Genomic DNA, 23,848 nt, shown 5'->3' with positions numbered 1-23,848 from the left:
TCCTGCGAGGGGCCAGTGTAGAATAATGCCTTGAAGCGCACCGCGCGGCCCTTCCGTCACCGTGATTGTTCATCTGCTGGTTCCCCACCTCTTCGACTTCGACGTCTCAGATCCTTCGCCGTTCGCTGATCTTTGCCTTGAGCGCCTGGAGCGGCTCCTGTCCCGGGGCCGGTGGCAGCCGGCCGCGCCCGTGAGCCCAGAAGTCTGGCTGTGTCGGGCGTTCGCCGTGGCGTGCCAGCAGGACTGGCCGATCGCCCCCCTCACCCTGACGCTGGATGGAGGCCTGCCCGGCGAGGCCTACTGGCTGCGAGCCGATCCCATCCATCTGCAGCTCGAGCGGGACCGAGTGCGGCTCGTGGACAGCACCGTCTTCGAAGTGAGCCCAACGGAAGCGATCGCCCTCACCGACACCCTGAACCGGCATTTCGCCGAGGAAGGGCTTGCCTTCCATCCCATGCGGCCCGACCGCTGGTACCTACGCCTGCCCGCCGTTCCGCGGCTCAAGACTCGTCTCATCACCGAGGTGATCGGTCGCGACGTGGATGCCTTTCATCCCACGGGGGAAGATGCGCTCCGCTGGCAGCGTCGGTTGACCGAGATTCAGATGATGCTGCACGAGCATCCGGTCAATCTGCGCCGGGAAGCCCAGGGCCATCCGCCGATCAACAGCGTCTGGCTGTGGGGCGGTGGACAGCAAGTCCCGGTGCCCCGGCCCGCTTTCGGCGCCGTGTACGCCCGGGACATCCTCTCCCTAGCTCTCGCCCGGGCCGCCGGTGTTCCCGGGCGCATGCTGCCCGCTTCGGCTCGGGAATTCCTCGCTGATGCTCAAGAGGAGGGGGAAGTCCTGGTGGTCCTGGACCGCCTGCGGGGTGCAGCTCAATACAGGGATGTTGAAGGTTGGCGGGCGGGGCTCGTCGCCCTGGAGGCGGACTGGTTCGCCCCCCTGGAGGCCGCCCTCAGTGCCAAGCGCCTCGAGGGCCTGGTGGTGATCCCGGTACCTGCTCCCGCGCAAGTACAGGCCCGGGCTTCGGACCTGCGTCGCTTCTGGCGCAGGCGCCGGCCCTTCCCCGCGTGGGCGGCGAGTATCCAGGGAGGGTGACCGTGCCCCGACTCATGCCCCGGAACGTCCCCCCCGAGGTAGAGCGTGCGCTCAAAGCAGCGGGAGTCCATCCCGTGTTGGCCCGGCTCGCGGCGGCCCGAGGGGTGGTGGCGCCGGAGGAGCTTTCCGCGCGGCTTGCCGCCCTGCTCCCCTATGACGGACTGCGGCAGGTGAAGGAGGCGGCTCGGCTCCTGGCGGAGGCGATCCAGGCGGGCAAGCGGCTCCTGATCGTGGCTGACTACGACGCGGATGGGGCCACCGCCTGCGCGGTGGGGCTACGGGCGCTCACGGCCTTCGGCGCCCGGGTGGATTACCTGGTGCCCAACCGCTTCGAGACGGGCTACGGCCTGACGGCGGAGACGGTGGAACTTGCCGCCCAGCTGAAGCGGCCGGACCTCCTCATGACCGTGGACAACGGCATCGCTGCCGTGGAAGCGGTGGAGACGGCCCGCCGGCTGGGGATAGAAGTGGTGATCACCGACCACCACCTGCCCGGCCCCGTTTTGCCCCGGGCGGCAGCCATCGTCAACCCCCATCAGCCCCAGTGCCCGTTCCCCAGCAAGGCCCTGGCCGGGGTCGGCGTCCTGTTCTACCTGATGCTCGCCCTGCGGGCGGAGCTGCGCGCCCGCGGCGCCTTCACCTGGACGCCCGAGCCCAACCTGGCCCGGCTCTTGCCTCTGGTGGCCCTCGGCACCGTGGCCGACGTAGTAAAGCTCGATCGCAACAACCGCATCCTGGTGCACCAGGGGCTTGCGCGCATTCGGGCCTTGGACGCGCCGCCCGGCGTGTTGGCTCTGTTTCAAGTCGCCGGCCGGGATCCACGCCGGGCGAGCACCCACGACCTGGGCTTCTGTCTAGGCCCGCGCCTGAACGCCGCGGGACGGCTCGCCGACATGGGTCTCGGCATCGAGTGCCTCACCACCGACGACCCGGCCCGGGCCCAGGCCATCGCCGAAGAGCTCAACCGGCTCAACGCGCTGCGCCGGGATATCGAGGCGGACATGCATGAAGCGGCCCTGGAGCACCTGGAGGACTTCGACCCCGGAAACCGTTGGAGCCTCGCCCTCTATGAGCCCTCCTGGCACCAGGGGGTGATCGGCATCCTCGCCTCTCGGCTGAAGGAACGCTTCCATCGCCCCGTGATCGCCTTCGCGCCGGGACAAGCGGGCGAGCTCAAGGGTTCCGGCCGCTCCATCCCGGGCCTGCATCTGCGAGACGCCCTGGATCTCGTGGCCAAGCGCCAACCCGGGCTGATCGTCCGCTTCGGCGGCCATGCCGCTGCGGCGGGCCTGACCCTGCCGGCGGGAGGGCTGGAAGCGTTTCGCGAAGCCTTCGAGGCGTGCGCCCGGGAGCTGCTCACCGAGGCGGACCTGGAACAGGTCCTGGAGACGGACGGGCCCCTGGATCCCCAGGAGGCCACCCTGGAGCTCGCCCGGCTCCTCGCCCGCCACGTCTGGGGCCAAGGATTTCCGGAGCCCCTGTTCGATGACTGCTTTCAAGTGGAGTCCCAGCGGGTAGTGGCGGGCCGTCATCTCAAGCTCAAGCTCGCCAAAGCGGGTGTCCGCTTCGACGCCATGTTGTTTTCCCACGCCGAGGAGCTGCCTTCCCGCATCCGCGCCGCCTACCGGCTGGAGGTCAACGAGTTCAACGGCGAAGAGCGCGTGCAGCTCACCCTCCGGCATTGGGAGCCGGCATAAGCCTGTCTCAAGGGTCGCGCAACGCTATAATTCACTTTTTTCACGGAATTTCCCGCCCATGGACGCTGAGACCCTCAACGACATCGAGCAATGCCTGGAAGATCTGGTGCGGCGCACCTCCGAGTTGCGGAGGTATCTTTGACTACGAAGCCAAGAAAAAGCGCCTCGCTGAAATCGTGCGCTTAAGCGAGGACCCGGCACTCTGGAATGACCCCCGCCGCGCCCAAGAGCTGGGGCGCGAGCGCAAAGCCCTGGAATCGGTGGTGCTGACCCTGGAGCGCCTCGGGCAAGAGCTCGAGGACACGGGTGAACTCTTTGGGCTGGCCCGGGCGGAGAAGGACGAGGCAGCCCTCGCCGCCATCGCCGCCGACGTGAGACGCCTGGAGAAGCAGGTGGCGGAGATGGAATTCCGCCGCATGTTCTCCAACCCTATGGATCCGAACAACTGCTTCATCGACATCCAGGCGGGTTCCGGCGGCACGGAGGCCCAGGACTGGGCCCAGATGCTGGAACGCATGTACCTCAAATACTGCGAGCGCAAAGGCTTCGACGTAGAGGTGCTGGAAGAGTCCCCAGGGGAGGTGGCGGGCATCAAGAGCGCCACCCTGAAGGTCATCGGCGACTACGCCTACGGGCGGCTGCGCACCGAGACGGGGGTACACCGCCTGGTGAGAAAATCCCCCTTCGACGCCAACGCCCGGCGGCACACCTCCTTCGCCAGCGTGTTCGTCTATCCGGAAGTGGACGACTCCATCCAGGTGGAGATCAACCCGGCGGACCTGCGCATCGACACCTATCGGGCGAGCGGCGCCGGCGGCCAGCACGTGAACCGCACCGACTCGGCGGTCCGCATCACCCACCTGCCCACAGGTATCGTGGTCCAGTGCCAGAACGACCGTTCCCAGCACCGCAACCGGGCCGAGGCCATGGCCATGCTGAAGGCCCGGCTCTATGAACTGGAGCTGCGCAAGCGGGAGGCGGAACGGCAGAAGCTGGAAGAGGCCAAGACCGACATCGGCTGGGGACACCAGATCCGCTCCTACGTGCTCGACCAGTCGCGTATCAAAGACCTGCGCACCGGCGTCGAGGTCGGCAACCCCCAGGCGGTGTTGGACGGGGACCTGGACGAATTCATCACCGCGAGCCTCAAGCAAGGGGTCTAGCCGTGCCCTTGCCGTCCTTCACACCGGAGCGGGTTTGCACCGCTTGAAGGTAAAGACACCTCAGGGATTCAAGATGTCCGAACAACAAACGGAGTTGCAGCGGGACGAGAACCAGATCATTGCTGAGCGCCGAGCCAAGCTCGCCGAACTGCGCCGGCGCGGCCCAGCCTTTCCCAACGATTTCCGGCGCAACGCCTTGGCTGCCGAGCTCCACGAGAAATACGGGAAGCTTGACAACGAAAGCCTGGAACCCCAGGCCATCCAGGTGGCGGTGGCAGGGCGCATGATGCTCAAACGCGTCATGGGCAAAGCGGCCTTCGCGACACTGCAGGACATGAGCGGTCGCATCCAGATCTATGTGACGCTGCATGAGGTGGGGCAAGAGGGGTTGGAGGCGTTCAAGCACTGGGACCTGGGGGACATCCTGGGTGCGCGGGGTATCCTGTTCAAGACCAAGACGGGAGAGCTGACGGTGAGGGCGCAGGAGCTCAGGCTCCTCGCCAAGGCGCTGCGTCCGCTGCCAGAGAAGTTCCACGGCTTGACCGACCAGGAGCAACGCTACCGGCAGCGCTACCTGGACCTGATCACCAATCCGCAAGCGCGCCAAGTGTTTCTCACTCGCACTCGGGTCATCCAGGCGCTGCGGGAATTCCTGAACGCCCGCGGCTACCTGGAGGTGGAAACACCCATGATGCATCCGATCCCCGGGGGGGCGGCAGCGCGCCCCTTCGTGACCCACCACAATGCCCTGGACATGGAGCTCTACCTGCGGGTAGCCCCTGAGCTCTACCTCAAGCGGCTGGTGGTGGGAGGTTTCGAGAAGGTATACGAGATCAACCGCAACTTCCGCAACGAGGGCATCTCCACCCGCCACAACCCCGAATTCACCATGCTGGAGTTCTACGAAGCCTACCAGGATTACCGCTTCCTCATGGGTTTCACCGAGGAGATGCTGCGGCAGGTGGCGCTTGAAGTGCTGGGGACCACGCGGCTCACCTACCAAGGCCGGGAAATAGATCTCGCCCGCCCCTTCGCCCGGTATACTATCTTGGAGGCGATCCAGACGTTCCATCCCGAATACACCGCCCCCCAGCTCGCCGACCGCGCCTTCCTGCTCCAGGAGCTGGAACGCCTGCAGGTGCCCTACAAGCCCCAGGACGGCCTCGGCGGGCTGCAGCTCAGCCTGTTCGAAGCAACCACCGAGCAGCAGCTGTTCGAGCCCACCTTCATCCTGGACTATCCCGCGGAGGTCTCGCCCCTCGCGCGTCGCAGCGACACCAACCCGGAAGTGGCTGAGCGCTTCGAGCTCTACATTGCGGGCCGCGAGATCGCCAATGGCTTCTCGGAGTTAAACGACCCGGAGGATCAAGCCGAGCGCTTTCGTGCCCAAGCACGGGCCAAGGCGGCAGGGGACGTGGAAGCGATGCACTTCGATGCCGACTACATCCGCGCCCTGGAATACGGGCTGCCGCCCACGGCGGGGGAGGGCATCGGCATCGACCGGCTGGTGATGCTCTTCACCGACCGTCCCAGCATCCGGGATGTGATCCTCTTCCCCCAGCTCAAACTCCAGTAGCCTCGACAATTCGCTCGACGCCCGCGCAAATTTCGCCCCATGCGCTCAGCGGGCGTTGCGTCCCGCTTCGTATTGCACAGCCCGCGCGACGGAATCCCGAGCCTTGTAGCGAGCGTAGCCGCTGCGACAGGCGTTGAGATCCCCTGCCGCGGATCGGGCGGGTATCGGCCTACGCCGACAAAAGCAATCCACGAAGTCGAGTCTTGGGCATGGGATCCCCCCTCGAAAAAGCCCCCGCGACCGGACGCCCGGCTACCGTCGACGGGGGAGTGAAGTCGATGAAGACAGTTACATTGGCGGCGATCGGGCATAGCCGCTCGCCCCGATCCGGGCAAAGCTCGCAGAGGTCTACCTGCCCACGATATCCGGTTTCATCGCTGCCAAGGCCGCCAGGAGCTCGTTTTTCTCCTTCTCGGGGACGCGGAACTTGTTCAGGCTCTTGACCAGGTCTTCCACCAAAGCGTTGAAATGCGCTTCGGTGATCCCCATCCCGGCATGGGCCTCCTTCATACTCTTACCCGTGTATTTACAGGGCCCACCGCTGGCTTCGCAGATTTGGTCCACCAGCATTTTCTTCAGCCGCTCGATATTGGCGTTGGCGAAAAAGCCATTGATACGCGGGTCGGCAGCCACGTTGCCGATGAAATCGTCCACCACCGCCTGGATCGCGGCTTTGCCGCCCAGACGCTCGTAGAGGGAGCTCTCGGTCGCCGCTTTTTGCGTCTGGGCGTAAGCCGTACACCCGGCCAGCGGACCCATGAAACCGAGAACTGGCAAGAGAAAGAGCGCGTAAAAACGGATCTTCATCATGGCACTCCTTTGACTGAGCCGAAGCGGGGACAGCCCCCGCTTCGCCTATACGCAAAAGACGCCTTTCCGGATGCGCTACAAAGTCATCAGAACGCCTTGGAAGAGCACGGGACCCGTCGGGGCTCCCGTGGGAGAGCCCCCCTTGGGCTCCAGGCTGACCGCCACTGCCCGAGCTCGCCCCAGGACGTGCCAAGCCGCGGCGGGCAGAGGCTGCGTGCCGCTGCCGCTTGGTGGCAACAATCCGGCTGAAACGGGGGCTCCCTCGCCCCCGGGAATCAGCCATAACTCGAGCGACTGGTCGGGACCGAGGACCTGGGGTTGAAGGGCGGTGAAGCGCAAGGACGCCCCTTCGCCCGGTTTCGCCACCAGGGCGAGCAGCCAGGCGGGCTGGCCCTGGGCTCCAGTCAACACAGCCACTCGGGCGGGAGGAATCTCGAGGGCCGGCGGCCGAGCAAGTTGAATGCCCAGAACCACCCCCGCCAGGAGCGCGGCGGCCGCAAGGGCCCGCCACAGGGCGAGCCGGTTCCACCAACCGGGAGCCTCGGTCCGTGCCGGGGCGATGCGGGCCTGGATCGCCCGCCACACCCGCTCCGGGGGCTGCACCGGAGGGATCGACTCTGCTAGGAGGTTTAGCTTCATCTCCCAATCCTCCACGAGCCGGCGCAGCGCCGACTCGTCGAGGAGCAGGCGTTCGAAGCGCCGCCGCGCGCGACCTCGTAGGGTACCAAGGACGTACTCCCCCGCCAGCCGCTGCCTGAGTTGCGGATCGCTGTAGTTCATGGCGCAAGACACCTCCGCAATTGCTCCAAGCCCCGGCGGATCCAGGTCTTGACCGTGCCCAGGGGCTCGCCCAGGCGTTGCGCCAGTTCCTCGTGGGTCAAGCCCTGGTAGTAAGCAAAGGCGATCGCCTGGCGCTGGCATGGTTGAAGCCGCGCCAGGCACTCTTGCAGCGCCCGCGCCGCAGCGGAGGAAAGCATCCGCTCCAGCGGACCTGGATGCTCGTCCATGGGTGGTTGCGGAAACGTTTCCTCTTCCAAGGGAGTCTCTGGATCGACCCGCCGTAGCCAATCCAGCGCCCGGTTGCGCAAAATCGCCGCCATCCAGGCGAGGGCCTCGCCCCGCTCTGGCCGATAATCCGCGGCATGGCGCCACACCGCGAGGAAGCAGTCCTGGAGCACGTCCTCGGCCCAATCCCGGCGCCTGAGCATGCGCAGCGCCAGGGCGAACAACCGAGGCGCGGTCAAGCGATAGAGCCGCTCGAGGGCCCCCTCGTCCCGCAGCGCACAGCGCGCGAGCAACTGCGCCAGAACGTCCTCAGACTCCGGCGTTTTCAAAGGTGCCCGTCGCAATCGAACCCTGACCGTCATCCCCTCGCGATCCTCGCCGCAGCCGGTAAACACCAGGGAAGCACGGAAGCATTGTCAGCTAACCGTACCCGAGCCCTTCTGCTGACGGACTCATTAATTAAGTATGAATACGCACGGGAAGGCGGTTTGGATGTATCCGTCGGAAACCGAGACACTACTGGCCAGGCGGTCACCTGTCGTGCGCGTTGGGAACGAGTCCAAATTCCGAAGTGGCGTGTATTGGGTTACACAGTCCTGCTCCGTTCGGCATATCGGTTTGCCCGTGCATGGTCTATTCAGAGGAGAACAAAAACATGCTGAAAAGGTATCGGTATACACGACGCGCCATTGCCGCCATCGTTGTGGTAGGGCTAGGCGTGTGTGGCATCGGGCCAGCATATGCTTAAAGTGGAAGGTTGCTCGCAATCAGCGCAGTCACCGAGGTGGACGGGTCCACCGGAGGCGGAGTCGCCCCTTTGGGTAGTGATCGCCGTCTACGGTACCGAGGACCCAATCGGGTGGCTCGGCCACCGCAACCTTTTTCACTGCGCCAAAAATGTAAACGATGCCCAACGTTGCGACGTTTGCGCTCATTTTTATTGGGGAGCAAACGTGTCTGCGGCAAGCCTATGCCATCCGGTTGAAAGGCTGATTAGCCTCAACAGATGGTGCGAGCGGTTTTAGCCTGATTCGGAGCTGTGTTCAGGACACTTTAAATAATAATGTATTTTTCAAACATGGTCTTTTAGCCAGCTTGCTGTAGGCGAGCGAGAAAACGTGGCGCTGGGACAAGTTCGTCCGTCATCAAGGCGGCGCAACCGCGCTCTTCCTTCATCGTCCGCTAGCTAGACTTCGCCCACATCGATCCTCATGGCGTTTAACTCACTCGAGATTTCCATAAAGAAATCTTAAACGTTATGAAGACATATGCATAAAAATGCTTGACAATTTAAGCTCATTTTGTGAGTATTGTAGGGCCGAATGTCGATGGTTAAATGACCATTGATTATTTGGTTAGTATAAATAAATACCTTTTTATTTCTTTGTGAGGAGATAAAGATGTCCATACAGGTACTGAACCCAGCTGAAATGTCTGAAGTGTCCGGCGGTCTGTCGATCGCGATTGGCGATAATCCCATTCTCAATGCCCGTATCGACGTGACCCCCGGCGGTACTTTCACCTTGCTCGGCAGCCTGATCGGAGGGGCGCTGAATTTTGTACGCGGTCTCTTGCACTCCGTCTAAGCAAGCCAGATCTCGGGCTTAACTACCTAGCAAAAAGCCCACGCAAGTGGGCTTTTTGCTTGCCCTGACGCATTGCCATCTTCGGCAGCTTAACGCTTGCGAAATAACATCCCATCGCTGCAGCCTCATCCTTGTCGAAAGGCGGATGAACCGTAAACCGCTGTTCAGGCAGGAAGCCCTGCAAGCGCATTGTCAGCGCTCGATGGGTGAAATCATCCTGATCCAGCCGCTCAGCTACCGCGTATTCAGCCTGCTTGCATTGGTGATCGGGCTGGCCGTAGTCCTAGTGCTAACCCTGGGAACCTATACTCGGCGCAGTACGACCTCCGGCCTGCTGATGCCGGATACCGGCTTGGTTCGTATCATCGCGCCACAAGCAGGCGTAGTCTCCGAGCGCAAGGTCTCAGAGGGTCAGAAGATCCTCGCCGGCGACGTCCTGTACGTCTTATCGGGTGAGCGGCACGCCAGTACCGGTGGCAGCATCGAGTCAAGAATCATCGAACAAGTCCACGCGCGGGGGCGATTGCTCAACGATGAGATGCGTCGCATCAGGCAGATGAAGGCCAAGGAAGACGAAGCGCTGCGCCGCCAGATCGAAGATCTCCACGCAGAGGCAGAAAAGCTAGACGCAGCGGCCACGCTCCAGCGAGAACGTGTGCGAGTGGCCGAGGATATGGAACGTCGATATTTTGCCTTGATGGCACAAGATTATGTATCCAAAGAGCAATACGAGCAGAAAAAGGCTGAAGCTCTCGATCAAGCGATGCGCATGCGCAGCATTGAGCGCGACCAGGCGCGTATCTTCCAGGAAATAAGGTCGCTCCAGCGCGAGCTCACCACGCTGCGGTTCAAATACGAGAATCAGATGTCGCAGCTGGCGCGCGAAATAGCCAGCAACCAAAAAGAATTGGCAATCAGCGAAGGACGTCGCAGCGTGGATGTGTCTGCGCCTACATCAGGCGTCGCAACCGCGCCGTTGGTCGACCAAGGACAGACCGTCGAAGCGGGACAGCTACTGGTAAGTTTGGTGCCTCAGGATTCACGCCTGGTCGCGCATCTTTACGTTCCGAGTCACAGTGTGGGTTTCGTTAGCATTGGTAATCGGGTGCGCCTGCGCTTGCGACCATTCCCCTACCAGAAATTCGGACAGCTTGAAGGTTATGTAATCAGCATCTCGCGTGCTTCCTTGTTACCCGAAGAGCTTGGGTTGGGACAAGGCGGGCAGTCCGCGGAACCTTTATATCTGGTGAAGGTGGCACTTCCAGCGCAAACCATAATGGCCTATGGCAAGCCAGTGGCGTTGCAAGCGGGTATGTTGCTAGAAGCTGATCTTATGAGCGAGACCCGCCGCCTGTACGAATGGGCGCTGGAGCCGCTTTTCAGCCTGTCGGGAAAACTGTGAACAGAGCAAATTGCCACAAATGAGGCTGCACCACGCGCTTGCTTTCGGATTAGGGCATAAGTTGCCACTCATTCTGCAAAACGAAGCTGCTGAATGCGGCGTCGCCTGCATTGCCATGATTGCTGGCTATCACGGACTGAAGATTGACCTTTACAGCCTGCGCCGCACATTCACGGTGTCTATGATGGGTACTACTTTGAATCAGCTGGTACAAATCGCAAACGCGTTGTCGCTAGCGACGCGCGCAGTCAAGCTGGATCTCGACGATTTGGACAAATTGCGCCGACCCTGTGTACTGCACTGGAATTTCAATCATTTCGTCGTACTGAAGAAAGTTCGCGTTAGGTCTATCGTAATTCATGATCCCGCAGTTGGCATACGCGAACTGTCAATGGAAGAAGTTTCACGCAGCTTCACTGGTGTGGCGCTCGAGGCCTGGCCCAATGAAAGCTTTAAGCCAGCAACCGTTAAGCAGCGGATATCGTTCTCGCAATTGCTGGGCAAGGTATCGGGGCTAGTGCCGTCGCTCGTACAGGTGTTGATGCTGGCGTTCGTGCTCGAAGTGTTTGTCATCATAGGCCCGTTCTACCTGCAATGGGTTATCGACGACGTCATCGTTGCTAGCGACCGTGATTTGCTGGTTACGATAGCGCTTGCGTTTGGCTTACTCGTGATTTTCCAGCAAGCGATCAGCTTGTTGCGTGGATGGGTCATGCTTTATCTGTCCACAACGCTTAACCTTCAGTGGCGCAGCAACTTGTTTACCCATTTGGTTCGTTTGCCGCTGCGCTTTTTCGAGAATCGCCATCTCGGAGACATCGTGTCTCGTTTCGGATCAATCGACGTTATCCAGCGTAGCGTCACATCGCAGTTTATCGAGACTGTTCTTGACGGCGTCATGTCCGTCATTGTGTTGATGATGATGTTCGTTTACGACCCAATGCTGGCCAGCATCGCACTCGCGGTAATTTTCGCTTATACGCTGATCCGCTGGCTATGGTGGCGGCCTTTCAGGCTGGCAACCGAGGAGCAGATCGTACATGCCGCCAAGCAACAATCCCACTTTCTTGAAACCGTGCGTGGTATCAAGCCGATCAAGCTGTTTCAGCGCATCGATGAGCGCCGCAACAGCTGGCTCACACTACTGGTAGAAGAGATCAACGCCGGACTACGTACGCAAAAAATGCAACTATTTTATCGGCATATCAACAGCTTGATGTTCGGCATCGAGCGCGTCACGATCATCGGCCTCGGTGCGGTAATGGTGATGAACAACAGATTTACCGTGGGAGCGCTGATGGCTTTTCTCGCCTACAAAGACCAGTTTGCCCAGCGCAGCAGTACCCTAATCGACCATTTGTTTGAGCTACGCATGTTGCGATTGCACGGCGAGCGTCTCGCCGACATTGCGCTGGCCAGACCGGAGTACGACGGGAGTACCACAACTTGCGTACCAGCGCCTCACTGGTCTCAACTGCCAGCAGCGCCGGGTGTGCCCTGCATTGAGTTGACGAACATCTGCTTCCGTTATAGCGAGCTGTCACCTTGGGTTCTGCAAGATGTCAACCTGCGTATTGCCCAAGGTGAATCGGTCGCTATTGTCGGTCCTTCGGGCAGCGGCAAGACAACGCTGATGCACGTGCTGCTGGGGCTGCGCACGCCGAATTCCGGAGAGATCCGGTTCTTCGGCACTGACATTCGTCAGTTCGGCCAGCAGCGCGTTCTTTCGCTGATCGGCACTGTGACCCAAGACGATCTGCTTTTCGCTGGCTCGCTGGCCGACAACATCTCCTTTTTCGACCCCGAAGCCGATCAGACGCGGATCGAGCGTTGCGCCCGTATGGCCGACATCCACACCGATATCGAAGCGATGCCCATGGGCTACAATACTCTGGTGGGCGATATGGGCACTGTGCTGTCGGGGGGTCAGAAGCAGCGTGTCTTGTTGGCGCGTGCGCTCTACCGCGAGCCAAAAATCTTGGTGCTCGACGAAGCGACCAGCAGCTTAGATATAGAATCTGAAGAGCGTGTCAACGCTGCTATCCGTGCGCTCGACCTGACACGCATCATCATCACCCATCGCCCGCAAACCATCGCTACCGTCGATCGCGTTGTGGTGCTGCGTCACGGCCGTATCGTCGCCGATCTGCCGCCAGACGACTTTACCTCGATTCGCAAAGCTATGAAAGGAGAGCTAAACGAGGCAACGGCGTAATGAAGCATGGTGTACTCCTTTACTCGCTATGGATGGGGACTGCAGCTCCACTCTCAGCCGCCGCATCGGAACTGTACGAGCTTTTTGGCACATCCATTCGCGTCGGCGCACATTATCCAGCGTCCCGTGAGGGCTATCTGGACAATGGTGTTGCCTGCCGTTTTGATGCGCCGCACCATCCAATCGGGATAACCGAGGCTGTTACCCGAGCGTTGTGCCATAGTCCCAAGGTGCGCGCTGCTCGGGCCCGCGTACTGCTCCGAGCAGCTGAAATCGGGCAGACCCTGAGCGCATATCTACCGCGAGTTACCGCCACAGTAGATAACAGGCGCACAGAGCAGGATTTCCAGCATTCACTGGGAACAAAATTTAGCACTACGACACATGGATACAGCTTGCGCTTTGATTGGCTGCTGCTCGATCTTGGCCACCGAAGCGCGAAACTGAATCAAGCTCGTGCCTTGCATGAGGCAGCAAACGCCGATTATAACAATGTGTTACAGCAAACGATCCTAGACGTTCTTAAGTTTTACTTCGATAGCATACGCGCGTATGCAAGCTGGAATGCGTCCAGAAAATCAGAGGAACTCGCAAAATTAACACTTGAGACTGCCACTGCACGACATCAAGCTGGTAACGTTTCGTTGACCGATAAACTCAAAGCAATGAACGCCTTGTCACACGCTAATGCAGAACGCATCGAGGCTGAGCGAGAGTGGCGTAAATCGCAAGGAGCACTAGCTACCGAACTGGGACTACCGCCATCCACTGACTTGAAGCTTCCTGACATCGACGAGATTAGTTTGAGAGGCAACCCTATACCCAAATATGAAGATCTCTCCGTCGACGATCTCGTCGATCAGCATCCCGTAGTGATTGCGGCAGCGGCTGAAGTCGCCGCAGCCAAACAACGCATTCGCCTAGTGCGCGCAGAAGGGATGCCCGCGCTGACGCTAAGCGGACAATATATACGTTCGCCAGCTCCAGACAGTATCGTTATTTCGCCGGACAATATTGTATCAATTGGTATACAACTCAACATTCCACTTTTCCACGGGTTTGAACCGCACTACAAGACACGAGGCGCGGAGGCCGAACTCGAAGCTCGACGAGCCTTGCTTGAAGAAATACGGTACAAGATTAGGCTTGATATATGGAGGGCTTATCAAGACTGGTTGGCTGCGGAGGAAAACAAAACCAAGATTGAAGCGCTTTTAGATAATGTCAACCAGACTCTACATATTACAAAAGGACGATATCTGGCTGGCATCGTAGACATTAGCGAATGGCTCGATGCACAGAAAGTCAAAACAGAAACAGAACGAGCACGAATAAACGCAGAAGTGCATAGGCACATGACTCGCATAACCTTGTCTGCAAGCGCAGGAAATCTTAAAAATTGGATCCTTCAATGAAATTGCTTTTATTAAAAACAAGCAGGTGATTGCCAGTTTAGTTTCTGAACCAAGAGCTAGCGGCATCCCACGAAGCGATTTTTTGGTGCGCGGGATCATTCAATACACCGCCTCATAGAGGCCGTGGTAGCGCGTAGGCAATGTGTATGTCTATTTGTACATTGCGATGTACAGCCAGCGTGAGTGTCAAATCTGTTCGAATTTGCCGTGAGCATTCGTGATCCGTGATATATCCAAAACGTCGATTGCGATGCCGTCAGAATACGCCGATCGGCGGTATCGATTTCATTGTTTTTGATCAGGTTGCTGTGTTGGGTATTGACCTCGTCAACCAGCACGCGACACCATCACGAAGTGCTACCGCTATTTGAACTTTGTCGTTGGGTCGCGTCTTCCAGCATGAACCCGAAACGGGAGTCGGCATGCCACGTGTGCGCGTGTCCAATGGTGTGATCCGCTTATCTGAGCCCGATTGAGCGGGCTTGCTGACCAGCTTCGCGCTGCTGTTCGACGCACCGATTATTACGATCTGTGGCGGTATCTTATCGCCATTTTTTTCGAATGCTACGTCGATCTGGCGTGACAGAAGCGGATTTCTCCAAAGTCAAACGCCAGACCGCAGATGAAGACCGACGTTGCCGCAAGCGCGACTACGTCACCCTTTTTGCTGACGCAAACGAGCGCAAGGTGTTATTTCGAGGGACGCGGTGCCGATACCGTCGCAGCCTTTGTTGATGATCTGACCGCTCATGAGGATGACGCTAGCGCCATTGAATCCCTTTCTATTGACATGTCGTCGTCTTTTATCTGAGCGTGAGCAAGCATCTGCCCCAAGGTCCACATCGCCTTTTACAAGTTTTCCGTGGCCACTCAGGCCAGCGCAGCGATAGACCCAACCGGCGAGCGTGACCCTAGCCTTAAGGGGCTACAGTAGACCTTTTCAGGGACCGCGACAGACCTAGCACGGGTGCCCAGAAAGACCCTATGCGCTGCTTGACCGGATTGCCACCAAGCGAACAGCCCGCGCCCGGCACCTGTGCGAGCAATTATGCGACATCCGCGAGCGTAAGCAGATCAATGCCGTGCACGGCATACTCATCCACTGATGCGCGAACGTCATGCGCTCGAAGGTAGAACCCGTGAAGGAAGTCGCCAGGCTTATCCGCACTCATATGGGGAGTATCGTCGCCTGGGCACCGACGCAGCAAACCAACAGCACTTCCGGAGCCATGAACAGCCCGCCCCAAGCCGCCACGCGCATGGCGAGTGACTATAATTGGCTCTCCACCCTCCGCACCGTGATCTTCCTGATCGTCCGCAAGCCAGACTTCGCCCACGTCAACCCCTATGCCGCATAACCCACTCGATATTCAAAAGAGCCACAATTATTAATAGGCGTCAGGCCGGTATCTGGATTTAGCCATTGAAATCCGAGTGTTCGAGGAGAAACCATGGAACGACCCCTCTGGACCCCATCGCCGCAGCGCATCGCCGAAGCCAATCTGAGCGCCTTCATGGCCCACGTGGGCGCCCGTTGGGGCGTCGAGGTCCGGGACTACCGAAGCCTCTACCGCTGGTCCGTCGAAAGGCCCGAGCAGTTCTGGGTATCGGTATGGGAGCACTGCGGCGTCATTGCCGAGACCCGAGGTGAGCGGGTACTGGTGGACGGGGAAAAGATGCCCGGAGCCCGTTTCTTTCCGGAGGCACGGCTTAACTTCGCCGAGAACTGCCTGCGCCGCCGGGACGAGACCCCGGCCATTGTGTTCTGGGACGAGGCGGGGCGCAGACGCTACCTCACCCACGCCGCTCTCTACGACGAGGTCTCGCGCCTGGTGCAGGCCCTCGCCGCCGCCGGTGTCCAGCCGGGCGATCGGGTCGCAGGTTTCTTGCCCAACCTGCCCGAGACAGTGATCGCCATGCTGGCCGCAGCGAGCCTCGGAGCCGTATGGTCCTCTTGCTCGCCCGACTTCGGCGTACAAGGGGTCATGGACCGCTTCGGTCAGATCGGCCCCAAGGTGCTCTTTACCGCCGATGGCTATCCCTATGGCGGAAGAACCTTCGACTGTCTGGCGCGGGTTTCCGAGCTCGTGCGACGGCTGCCCAGTGTGGAGCGGGTGGTAGTGGTGCCCTATCTCGAGCCGCAACCGGACGCAGCCCAAGTGCCTAAGGGCGTGACCATGGATGCGTTTCTGGCGCCCCATGCGGCCGGGGCCATCCCCTTTGCCCGTCTGCCCTTCAACCACCCCCTCTACATCCTTTACTCTTCCGGCACCACCGGCGTGCCCAAATGCATCGTCCATGGCGCTGGCGGCACGCTGCTCCAGCACCTGAAGGAGCACCGGCTGCACGTGGATCTTAAGCCCGGCGATCGTCTCTTTTACTACACCACCTGCGGCTGGATGATGTGGAACTGGCTCGCTTCGGGTCTCGCCTCGGAGGCGACCCTCATGCTCTACGAGGGCTCCCCCTTCTACCCCTCCCCTGCTCGGCTCTTCGACGACATCGACGCGCAGGGCATTACCGTCTTCGGCACCTCCGCCAAGTACATCGACGCGGTGAAGAAAGCAGGCCTTGCCCCCCTCGAGACCCATCGCCTCACGAGCCTCGAGACCATTCTCTCGACCGGCTCGCCCCTGCTGCCCGAGTCCTTCGACTACGTGTACGAGAAGGTGAAGAAGGACGTGCTGCTCTCTTCCATCTCCGGCGGCACCGACATCGTCTCCTGCTTCGTCCTGGGCTGCCCTCTTCTGCCCGTGTGGCGGGGTGAGATCCAGTGCCGAGGGCTCGGCATGAAGGTGGAAGTGTTCGACGAGCAGGGTCGCCCGCTCCCGCCAGGGAAGAAAGGGGAGCTGGTGTGCACCGCTCCCTTTCCCTCCATGCCGATCGGTTTCTGGAACGATCCGGACGGGACCAGGTACCGCGCCGCCTATTTCGAGCGCTTCCCCGGCGCGTGGCACCACGGAGATTACGTAGCTTTCACCGAACACGATGGCATCGTCATCTTCGGGCGCTCGGACGCGGTGCTCAATCCGGGCGGGGTGCGTATCGGCACCGCCGAGATCTATCGTCAGGTGGAGCAGTTGCCCGAGGTGGTGGAGAGCCTGGTGATCGGCCAGGAATGGCCGCCCGATCATCCGAACGACGTACGGGTGGTGCTGTTCGTGCGCCTCAGGGAGGGAGTCGTCCTGGATGAAGCCCTCATCGACCGGATCAAGCGCCACATCCGCGAGAACACCACGCCGCGCCACGTGCCCGCTAAGATCGTACAGGTGGCCGACATCCCGCGCACCAAGTCGGGCAAGATCGTGGAGCTTGCCGTGCGCGACGTGGTGCACGGCCGGCCGGTGAAAAACCTGGAAGCCCTGGCCAACCCCGAGGCCCTGGAACAGTTCCGCGATCGGCCCGAGCTCAGGGACTGAGAGTCGCCCGTTGACATATACCCTGGTGGGGTATACGATGGCATAGACGCGTACGGATCTGCCGGCCTGGCAGGCGAGTGCGCTGCCCCAATGGAACGGTATCGCCGTGAACGCCCCGTCCCGTAAATGCCTGGAGCTTCCCGTCGCGGGCATGACCTGCGCGGCTTGCGCGGCCCGCATCGAGAAGGTGCTGAACCGCCTGCCTGGGGTACAGGCCGTGGTCAATTTCAGCGCGGAGAAGGCGCGGGTGGAGTTCGACCCAGCGCTCACCCCGCCCGAAGCCCTCAAGAACGCTATCGAGCGGGCAGGCTACCAGGTGCCCGCGCGCACGTTGGAGCTCAAGCTTTCTGGCATGACCTGCGCGGCCTGTGCGGCCCGCATCGAGAAGGTGCTGAACCGCCTGCCCGGGGTGCAGGCCGTGGTGAACTTCGCCGCCGAGCGGGCACGAGTCACCTACTCGCCCGCACTGGTCGATGTGCCCGCGCTGATGGCAGCAGTCAGGCGCGCCGGCTATGGCGCCGTCGAGCTCACCGAGGAGACCCGGGCACGGGAAAAAGCCGAGCGGGAACGAGTCTACCGCCGGGAGCTCAGGCGGTTCTGGATTTCCGCCGCCCTCACCGCGCCGCTGCTCGCCCAGATGGTGCACATGGCAAGTGGCACCCACGAGGAGCTCCTGCCCCGCACCTTCCAATGGCTGCTCGCCACGCCGGTGCAGTTCTGGATCGGCAGCCGCTTCTACACGGGCGCCTGGCACGCCCTGCGGGGCGGCGGGGCCAACATGGACGTACTCATCGCGCTGGGCACCTCCGCCGCCTATTTCTTCAGCGCCGCAGTCACCGCCTTCTCCCTAGACCAGCACGTTTACTTCGAGGCAAGCGCCGCCATCATCACCCTGGTGATGCTGGGCAAGCTTCTGGAAGCCCGCGCCAAGGGCAAGACTTCGGCCGCCATCGAGGCCCTGATGCGGCTACAACCCAAGATCGCTCGGGTGGAGCGCAACGGCCAGGTCCTAGAAGTGGACGCCGCCAGCCTCAAGCCCGGTGACGTGTTGCGGGTGCGACCCGGAGAGCGCTTTCCGGTGGACGGGGTCGTCATCGAAGGCACCTCCAGCGTGGACGAATCCATGCTAACCGGCGAAAGCCTGCCCGTCAGCAAGCAGCCCGGCAGCCCAGTCTACGCCGGCACCGTCAATCAGCAGGGGTTTCTGCGGCTGCAGGCGACCGGCGTCGGCGCCGAGACCCAGCTTGCCGCCATCGTGCGCCTGGTGGAGGAGGCCCAAGGGTCCAAGGCGCCCATCCAGCGCCTGGCGGACCGCCTCTCCGGCCTCTTCGTCCCCGTTGTGGTGCTCATCGCCGCCGCCACCCTGGTCAGCGGGTGGGCGTGGAGCGGCGACTTCGCGGGGTCCTTGATCAACGCCGTGGCGGTGCTAGTGATCGCATGTCCCTGCGCCCTGGGGCTTGCCACGCCCACCGCCATCATGGTGGGCACCGGCCGGGGCGCCCAAGCGGGCGTGTTGGTGAAAAACGCCGCCGCCCTGGAGCGGGCGGAGCGCGTCAGCACCCTAGTGGTGGACAAGACCGGCACCCTCACCGAGGGACGCCCGGCAGTCACCGACCTGGCTCCCATGCCGGGAGTCGCCGAGCGCGAGCTCCTCGCCGTGGCCGCGACCCTGGAGCAGGCTTCCGAGCATCCCCTGGCTCGGGCCATCGCGGAACGAGCGAAGGAGGCAGCGGTCCCGGTGCTCAGCCTCGCCGATTTCGCCGCCGTACCGGGCCGGGGCGTGGGCGGCTGCGTGGAGGGCAAGCCCGCGGTGCTGGGCTCCCTCGCCTACCTGGAAGGCCAGGGCGTAAAGGTCGAGGAAGCCTTGGTAGCGCCCTTGGAGGCCGAGGGCAAAAGCGTCGTGGCGGTGGCCTGGGACGGGCGGCTTCTCGGCATCATCGCTGTCGCAGACCGGCTGCGCCCCACATCGCCCCGGGCCGTGGCGCGGCTCAAGGCCATGGGGATCCAGGTGGTGATGCTCACTGGAGACAACCCGGCCACCGCCCAGGCCATCGCGCGGCAGGCGGGCATCGACCGCTTCCGCGCCGGGCTTGGACCGGAGGAAAAGCGGGCCGAGGTACTGCGCCTGAAGGAGGCGGGGGAAACGGTGGGCATGGTGGGCGATGGCATTAACGATGCGCCGGCCCTCGCCGCCGCGGACGTGAGTTTTGCCATGGGAGCCGGTACCGACGTGGCCATGGAGACCGCCGACATCACCCTCATGCGCAACGACCTGAACGGGGTCGCGGACGCCCTCTCCCTCTCCCGAGCCACCCTGGCCAAGATCCGCCAAAACCTGTTCTTCGCCTTCTTCTATAACGTGCTGGGCATCCCCCTGGCGGCCCTGGGGTTCCTCAATCCGGTGATTGCGGGCGCCGCCATGGCCCTGAGCTCGGTGTCGGTGGTTAGCAACGCCCTGCTGCTCAGGCGCTGGCGGCCTGGCGCTGAGCAGGAGCAGCGGAACCGGGGGCAAAAGGAGGCCGGCCACCCGATGCCCACCTCCTCCCTCACCGGTTAGCGTTCCTCGACGATGGGAGAAACTATGCAAACGGTCACTCTGAAAGTGAAAGGCATGACCTGCCAGGGTTGCGTGAAAAGTGTCAAAAGCGCCTTGGAGCAGATCGAGGGGGTCGGCCGGGTAGACGTCTTTCTGGAAAAAGGCGAGGCCCGCATCGAGTACGACCCGATGCGCACCAACGACGAGACGTTGCGCGCGGCGATCGAAGGGGCAGGCTATGAGGTCGCCGCCGCGTAGTCGCTCCGATCCCCCCCACCCGCCGAAACGGGTGGTGCAGCCCCGCAAGGACGCCCTGATCAAGCGCCTCAACCGGATCGAAGGCCAGGTGCGGGGCGTGGTGCGGATGATCGAGGAGGAGCGCTACTGCGTGGACATCCTCACCCAGATCTCGGCCCTACGCTCGGCGCTCGACGCGGTGGCCATGACGCTCCTGGAGGACCACACCCAGGGGTGTGTGAAGAGCGCCATCCGCTCAGGCGACGGGGACGCGGCCATCGCCGAGCTGATGGAAGTGGTGCGCAAGTTCGCCCGCTAACCTCACCAGAGCTTCCACCAGGGCTTTCGCGCCGGGCCACCCGCCAAGTAGACGCTGCCGGGAAAGTTCTGTTCCAGCACCCGGCGCGCGTCGTCCCGCAGCTTGGGCAACCCCAGGGCGTCATAGGCGCGCACCATGATCGCCAGGGCCTCTTCCAGAGCCGGCGCCTGGGGGTAATTCTCCAGCACGTACTTGGCGCGGTTGGCCGCGGCCACATAGGCGCCCCGACGCATGTAGTAGCGGGCCACGTGCACTTCGTGAGAGGCCAGGGCATTTACCAGGTAGTTCATGCGCGCCCGGGCATCGGCAGCATAGCGGCTTTCCGGGAAGCGGGTCACCAGCTCGCGGAAAGCCTCGAAGGCTTCCCGCGCCGCCTTGGGGTCCCGGTCACTGAAATCGTCACCCCCCAGGGCGGAGAAAATGCCCAAGTCCGACTGGAAGTTGACCAGCCCTTTGAGGTAATAGGCATAATCCACGTTGGGATGATTGGGGTGCAGCTTGATGAAACGGTCGGCGGCGTTGATGGCGGAAGCGCTTTCCCCGTCCTTGTAATAGGCATAGGCGATTTCCAGCTGGGCCTGCAAGGCGTAGCGGCCGTAGGGATAGCGCGCTTCCAGCTTTTCGTAGAGCTTGATGGCGTTCTGGTAGTTGCCGCTGTTCAATTCATCCTTCGCCTCGGCGTAGAGTCGGCTCGCGGACCAACCTGCGGTGGGGTCTCTTTCCTCTGGCAAGAGCCCGCAACCCGAGAGCGAAACGAGCAAGGCCGCGGCAGCGGCGAGCCCGCGGGAGCAGGTCCGCCCGCATCGGCGAAGGCGAGTTGCACGTACACTAACGGCCATGGCGAATTCCTCACTGTCTTCGACGGATTATAGCGCAGCGCCTTGCCCGCCCCTGCGGCGTCTGCGGGTGGGAGAGGACTGCGCCGGCTTGCGTCTCGACCAGGCCCTGGCGCGGCTCCTGCCGGAATATTCCCGCAGCCGTTTGAGCCGCTGGATCCGCCAGGGCGCCGTGCGGGTAGACGGGGCGCTGCGTGCGGCCAAAGAGCGAGTGTGGGGTGGGGAGACGGTGGAAGTGGCACTCCAGCCGGACCCCCAGGAGACGGCCTACACCCCCGAGGAGCGGCCCCTCGCTGTCGTGTACGAGGACAAGGAGATCATCGTCCTCGACAAGCCCGCCGGCCTGGTGGTCCACCCCGGTAGCGGAAACTGGCGGGGCACTTTGCTCAACGCCCTGTTGCACCATGCCCCCGCCCTGGCCGCGCTCCCCCGGGCAGGCATCGTCCATCGCTTGGACAAGGACACCAGCGGGCTCATGGTGGTGGCAAAGACCCTGGCGGCCCACGTTCAGCTCCAGCGGGCCCTGGCCGAGCGCCGGGTCCGGCGGGAGTACTTGGCCTTCGCCCTGGGCACCGTACCGGGCAGCTGCACCATCGAAGCGCCCATCGGCCGCCATCCGGTACGGCGCACCCGCATGGCGGTGGTGGACCCGGGAAAGCCTGCCCTCACCCACGTGCAGGCTCTGGAGCCCTTGCCCGGATGCACCCTGGTCCTGTGCCGCCTGGAAACCGGCCGTACCCATCAAATCCGGGTCCATCTCCATTCCATCGGCCATGCCCTGGTGGGGGATCCCGTGTACCGAGGCACGCCCAAGGGCCCTGCCGCCGCGCTCCTCGCCGCATTCCCCCGGCAGGCCCTCCACGCTGCCCGGCTGGTCGTTCCCCACCCGGCCGGGGGCCGCCCGCTGGTGCTGGATGCACCGCTGCCCGCCGACATGGCGGCCTTGCTGGACCAGCTGCGGCGCCACCCATGACGGACGATCCGCTTGAGCTCATCCTGCCCCACTGGCCCGCGCCGCAACGGGTGCGAGCCCTCGCCACTACCCGCGCCGGGGGCGTGAGCCGCGGCCCGTACGCGTCCCTCAATCTGAGCGAGCACGTGGGCGACGACCCCCAGTGCGTCGCGGAAAATCGGCGCCGCTTGCGTCAGCGGCTGCCGGCCGAACCCCGCTGGCTCAAGCAGGTCCACGGTGTCACGGTCGCCCGCCTGGACTCGGCCGCAGCCCGCGCTGTGCCCGGAGAACTCGAGGCCGATGCCGCCGTAAGCTGCACGCCCGGCGTGGTGTGCGCGGTGCTAGTGGCCGATTGCCTGCCGGTCCTGTTATGCGATCGGGATGCCACCGTGGTGGGCATCGCCCACGCCGGATGGCGCGGATTGGCCCGCGGGGTGCTCGAACGCACGGTGCAGGCGATGGAGGCGGACCCGGCCCATCTCCTCGCCTGGCTGGGACCCTGCATCGGGCCCGACAGCTTCGAGGTGGGCGAGGAGGTGCGGCAGGCGTTCCTGGACCACGAAACCCGGGCCGCCTTCGCCTTTCTGCCCCGGGACAACGGCAAGTGGCTCGCCAACCTGCCGCTGCTCGCCCGCCAACGCCTGCACAGCTGCGGGGTGCGGGCGGTTTACGCAGAAGAGGCCTGCACCTTCAGCCAGCCGCAACGCTTCTACTCCTACCGACGGGATCAGGTGACGGGACGCATGGCGGCGCTCGTCTGGCTCGCCGATTGAGCCCGCAGTACGGCTATAATGCGCCGTTTTGCCGCTGCGCCCTCTTTTCGAATGTCCCCTTTCGCCTGGATCATCGCCGCTAGCCTCACGGGCGGTCTTTTGAGCGTGCTGGTGGCGGCAGCCCTCACTCTCGCCGCCCGTGCCGCCTGGATTCCCTGGCTGGTAAGCTACGCCATCGGCACGCTCCTTGGCGCCGCCTTTCTGGAGATGCTGCCGGAAGCCATGGCCCATGGCAGGAGCATCGAGCAGACCAGCGGTATCGTGCTCCTCGGCATCGTGGTGTTCTTCGTGCTCGAGAAGCTGGTGTTGTGGCGCCACCATCACACCCATCATTCGGATGGCCATGATCCGGCGCTGTTGCCCGGCGTCCGCATGCGCGGCGGTCTCCTCATCCTCATCGGCGATACCATCCACAACTTCGTCGATGGGGTGCTTATCGCCGCTGCTTTCCTCACCAACCCGCACCTGGGCATCGTGACGGCCCTCGCCATCATCGCCCACGAAATCCCCCAGGAGGCCGGCGACTTCCTCGTCCTGCTCCACTCCGGTTTCAGCAAGGCCAAGGCCCTGCTGTTCAACCTGCTCTCCAGCATGGCCATGCTCCTGGGGGCGCTCATCGGCTACGCCGGGCTTGACAGCATGCGGGAGCTGGTGCCGCCGCTGCTCGGCTTTGCCGCCGCCAGCATGATCTATGTGGCGGTGGCGGACCTCATCCCGGACCTGCATCGCACTCCAGCGTTGAAGGCCGGTGCCATCCAGGTGCTGCTGATCGCCCTGGGGGTGGCATCGATCTGGGTGGTGGGGGAGC

20 protein-coding genes are annotated in these 23,848 nt (G+C 62.5%); 16 read left to right on the top strand and 4 right to left on the bottom strand.

Annotated features, from left to right (window positions below; genetic code table 11):
- Positions 1–61: 61 nt before the first annotated feature.
- The 4 genes from V7Q81_RS04610 to lysS all read left to right on the top strand — a co-directional run bounded on the left by V7Q81_RS04610 (position 62) and on the right by lysS (position 5,535).
- Positions 62–1,099 carry a phosphoglycerate mutase gene (locus V7Q81_RS04610; protein WP_333840751.1) on the top strand — a complete coding sequence of 346 codons (1,038 nt, stop codon included), beginning with the start codon at positions 62–64 and terminating at the stop codon, positions 1,097–1,099.
- A 2-nt stretch (positions 1,100–1,101) separates the two neighbouring features.
- Positions 1,102–2,796, top strand: a complete 1,695-nt coding sequence (recJ, locus tag V7Q81_RS04605) for a single-stranded-DNA-specific exonuclease RecJ (protein ID WP_333840750.1) — start codon at positions 1,102–1,104, stop codon at positions 2,794–2,796.
- A 58-nt stretch (positions 2,797–2,854) separates the two neighbouring features.
- Positions 2,855–3,959 (top strand): peptide chain release factor 2 gene (gene prfB, locus V7Q81_RS04600; protein WP_333840749.1). Its coding sequence is split into 2 segments (ribosomal slippage): positions 2,855–2,935 and positions 2,937–3,959, totalling 1,104 coding nucleotides; the frame shifts between segments, so codons are not numbered across the junction.
- Positions 3,960–4,032: 73 nt separating this feature from the next.
- Complete coding sequence (lysS, locus tag V7Q81_RS04595; protein WP_333840748.1) at positions 4,033–5,535, top strand: lysine--tRNA ligase; 1,503 nt, start codon at positions 4,033–4,035, stop codon at positions 5,533–5,535.
- Between the two features lie 348 nt (positions 5,536–5,883).
- Here the strand turns inward: lysS and V7Q81_RS04590 are convergent, their stop codons facing one another.
- From V7Q81_RS04590 to V7Q81_RS04580, 3 genes are all read right to left on the bottom strand, one after another.
- The gene (locus V7Q81_RS04590; protein ID WP_333840747.1) at positions 5,884–6,345 is read right to left on the bottom strand and encodes a group I truncated hemoglobin; all 462 of its coding nucleotides are present in this window, start codon (positions 6,343–6,345) and stop codon (positions 5,884–5,886) included.
- Positions 6,346–6,420: 75 nt separating this feature from the next.
- Positions 6,421–7,125, bottom strand: a complete 705-nt coding sequence (locus V7Q81_RS04585; RefSeq protein WP_333840746.1) for an anti-sigma factor — start codon at positions 7,123–7,125, stop codon at positions 6,421–6,423.
- Positions 7,122–7,712 carry a sigma-70 family RNA polymerase sigma factor gene (locus V7Q81_RS04580; RefSeq protein WP_333840745.1) on the bottom strand — a complete coding sequence of 197 codons (591 nt, stop codon included), beginning with the start codon at positions 7,710–7,712 and terminating at the stop codon, positions 7,122–7,124. Before V7Q81_RS04580 ends, V7Q81_RS04585 begins: the two co-directional genes overlap by 4 nt.
- A 1,038-nt stretch (positions 7,713–8,750) precedes the next feature.
- On the opposite strand from V7Q81_RS04580, the gene V7Q81_RS04575 reads away from it, so the two are divergent.
- From V7Q81_RS04575 to V7Q81_RS04535, 9 genes are all read left to right on the top strand, one after another.
- Positions 8,751–8,936, top strand: a complete 186-nt coding sequence (locus V7Q81_RS04575; protein WP_333840744.1) for a hypothetical protein — start codon at positions 8,751–8,753, stop codon at positions 8,934–8,936.
- A 145-nt stretch (positions 8,937–9,081) separates the two neighbouring features.
- The gene (locus V7Q81_RS04570; protein ID WP_333840743.1) at positions 9,082–10,338 is read left to right on the top strand and encodes an HlyD family secretion protein; all 1,257 of its coding nucleotides are present in this window, start codon (positions 9,082–9,084) and stop codon (positions 10,336–10,338) included.
- 19 nt (positions 10,339–10,357) lie between these two features.
- Positions 10,358–12,553 (top strand): peptidase domain-containing ABC transporter, encoded by a 2,196-nt coding sequence (locus V7Q81_RS04565; RefSeq protein ID WP_333840742.1) that lies wholly within the window; start codon positions 10,358–10,360, stop codon positions 12,551–12,553.
- The gene (locus tag V7Q81_RS04560; RefSeq protein WP_333840741.1) at positions 12,553–13,968 is read left to right on the top strand and encodes a TolC family protein; all 1,416 of its coding nucleotides are present in this window, start codon (positions 12,553–12,555) and stop codon (positions 13,966–13,968) included. The genes V7Q81_RS04565 and V7Q81_RS04560 overlap by 1 nt, the downstream gene beginning before the upstream one ends.
- Positions 13,969–15,086: 1,118 nt before the next feature.
- Positions 15,087–15,326, top strand: a complete 240-nt coding sequence (locus V7Q81_RS04555) for a hypothetical protein (protein ID WP_333840740.1) — start codon at positions 15,087–15,089, stop codon at positions 15,324–15,326.
- A gap of 93 nt (positions 15,327–15,419) precedes the next feature.
- Positions 15,420–17,387 carry an acetoacetate--CoA ligase gene (locus tag V7Q81_RS04550; protein WP_333840739.1) on the top strand — a complete coding sequence of 656 codons (1,968 nt, stop codon included), beginning with the start codon at positions 15,420–15,422 and terminating at the stop codon, positions 17,385–17,387.
- 106 nt (positions 17,388–17,493) lie between these two features.
- Positions 17,494–19,944: a heavy metal translocating P-type ATPase gene (locus tag V7Q81_RS04545; RefSeq protein ID WP_333840738.1), complete on the top strand. Its 2,451-nt coding sequence runs from the start codon at positions 17,494–17,496 to the stop codon at positions 19,942–19,944.
- 24 nt (positions 19,945–19,968) lie between these two features.
- Entirely contained in the window at positions 19,969–20,181 is a 213-nt protein-coding gene (locus V7Q81_RS04540) for a heavy-metal-associated domain-containing protein (protein ID WP_333840737.1), read from the top strand.
- Positions 20,162–20,479, top strand: coding sequence for a metal-sensitive transcriptional regulator (locus tag V7Q81_RS04535; protein WP_333840736.1), 318 nt, complete (start codon positions 20,162–20,164; stop codon positions 20,477–20,479). The genes V7Q81_RS04540 and V7Q81_RS04535 overlap by 20 nt, the downstream gene beginning before the upstream one ends.
- A 2-nt stretch (positions 20,480–20,481) precedes the next feature.
- On the opposite strand, the gene V7Q81_RS04530 is transcribed toward V7Q81_RS04535, so the two are convergent.
- The gene (locus V7Q81_RS04530; protein WP_333840735.1) at positions 20,482–21,318 is read right to left on the bottom strand and encodes an outer membrane protein assembly factor BamD; all 837 of its coding nucleotides are present in this window, start codon (positions 21,316–21,318) and stop codon (positions 20,482–20,484) included.
- Between the two features lie 67 nt (positions 21,319–21,385).
- Between V7Q81_RS04530 and V7Q81_RS04525 the strand changes: the two genes are divergently transcribed.
- From V7Q81_RS04525 to V7Q81_RS04515, 3 genes are all read left to right on the top strand, one after another.
- Entirely contained in the window at positions 21,386–22,288 is a 903-nt protein-coding gene (locus tag V7Q81_RS04525; RefSeq protein ID WP_333840734.1) for an RluA family pseudouridine synthase, read from the top strand.
- Entirely contained in the window at positions 22,285–23,040 is a 756-nt protein-coding gene (pgeF, locus tag V7Q81_RS04520; protein WP_333840733.1) for a peptidoglycan editing factor PgeF, read from the top strand. The genes V7Q81_RS04525 and pgeF overlap by 4 nt, the downstream gene beginning before the upstream one ends.
- Positions 23,041–23,091: 51 nt before the next feature.
- Positions 23,092–23,848, top strand: a 757-nt coding sequence (locus tag V7Q81_RS04515; RefSeq protein ID WP_333840732.1) for a ZIP family metal transporter, incomplete at its 3' end; no start/stop codon positions are given.

It is taken from the genome of Pelomicrobium sp. (assembly GCF_036803785.1).
In the GTDB taxonomy this organism is placed as follows: domain Bacteria; phylum Pseudomonadota; class Gammaproteobacteria; order Burkholderiales; family UBA6910; genus Pelomicrobium.
The sequence above is the reverse complement of the archived record's forward strand: the minus strand, read 5'-3'. Positions and strand labels throughout refer to the sequence as shown.

Bases quoted from the DNA above. Each gene is read 5' to 3' on its own strand.
- V7Q81_RS04550 (WP_333840739.1), top strand. From the start codon at position 15,420: ATGGAACGACCCCTCTGGACCCCATCGCCGCAGCGCATCGCCGAAGCC.
- pgeF (WP_333840733.1), top strand. From the start codon at position 22,285: ATGACGGACGATCCGCTTGAGCTCATCCTGCCCCACTGGCCCGCGCCG.
- V7Q81_RS04575 (WP_333840744.1), top strand. From the start codon at position 8,751: ATGTCCATACAGGTACTGAACCCAGCTGAAATGTCTGAAGTGTCCGGC.
- V7Q81_RS04580 (WP_333840745.1), bottom strand. From the start codon at position 7,712: ATGACGGTCAGGGTTCGATTGCGACGGGCACCTTTGAAAACGCCGGAG.
- V7Q81_RS04535 (WP_333840736.1), top strand. From the start codon at position 20,162: ATGAGGTCGCCGCCGCGTAGTCGCTCCGATCCCCCCCACCCGCCGAAA.
- V7Q81_RS04540 (WP_333840737.1), top strand. From the start codon at position 19,969: ATGCAAACGGTCACTCTGAAAGTGAAAGGCATGACCTGCCAGGGTTGC.
- V7Q81_RS04560 (WP_333840741.1), top strand. From the start codon at position 12,553: ATGAAGCATGGTGTACTCCTTTACTCGCTATGGATGGGGACTGCAGCT.
- V7Q81_RS04590 (WP_333840747.1), bottom strand. From the start codon at position 6,345: ATGATGAAGATCCGTTTTTACGCGCTCTTTCTCTTGCCAGTTCTCGGT.
- V7Q81_RS04530 (WP_333840735.1), bottom strand. From the start codon at position 21,318: ATGGCCGTTAGTGTACGTGCAACTCGCCTTCGCCGATGCGGGCGGACC.
- V7Q81_RS04555 (WP_333840740.1), top strand. From the start codon at position 15,087: ATGCGCTCGAAGGTAGAACCCGTGAAGGAAGTCGCCAGGCTTATCCGC.
- V7Q81_RS04585 (WP_333840746.1), bottom strand. From the start codon at position 7,125: ATGAACTACAGCGATCCGCAACTCAGGCAGCGGCTGGCGGGGGAGTAC.
- V7Q81_RS04570 (WP_333840743.1), top strand. From the start codon at position 9,082: ATGAACCGTAAACCGCTGTTCAGGCAGGAAGCCCTGCAAGCGCATTGT.
- lysS (WP_333840748.1), top strand. From the start codon at position 4,033: ATGTCCGAACAACAAACGGAGTTGCAGCGGGACGAGAACCAGATCATT.
- V7Q81_RS04565 (WP_333840742.1), top strand. From the start codon at position 10,358: ATGAGGCTGCACCACGCGCTTGCTTTCGGATTAGGGCATAAGTTGCCA.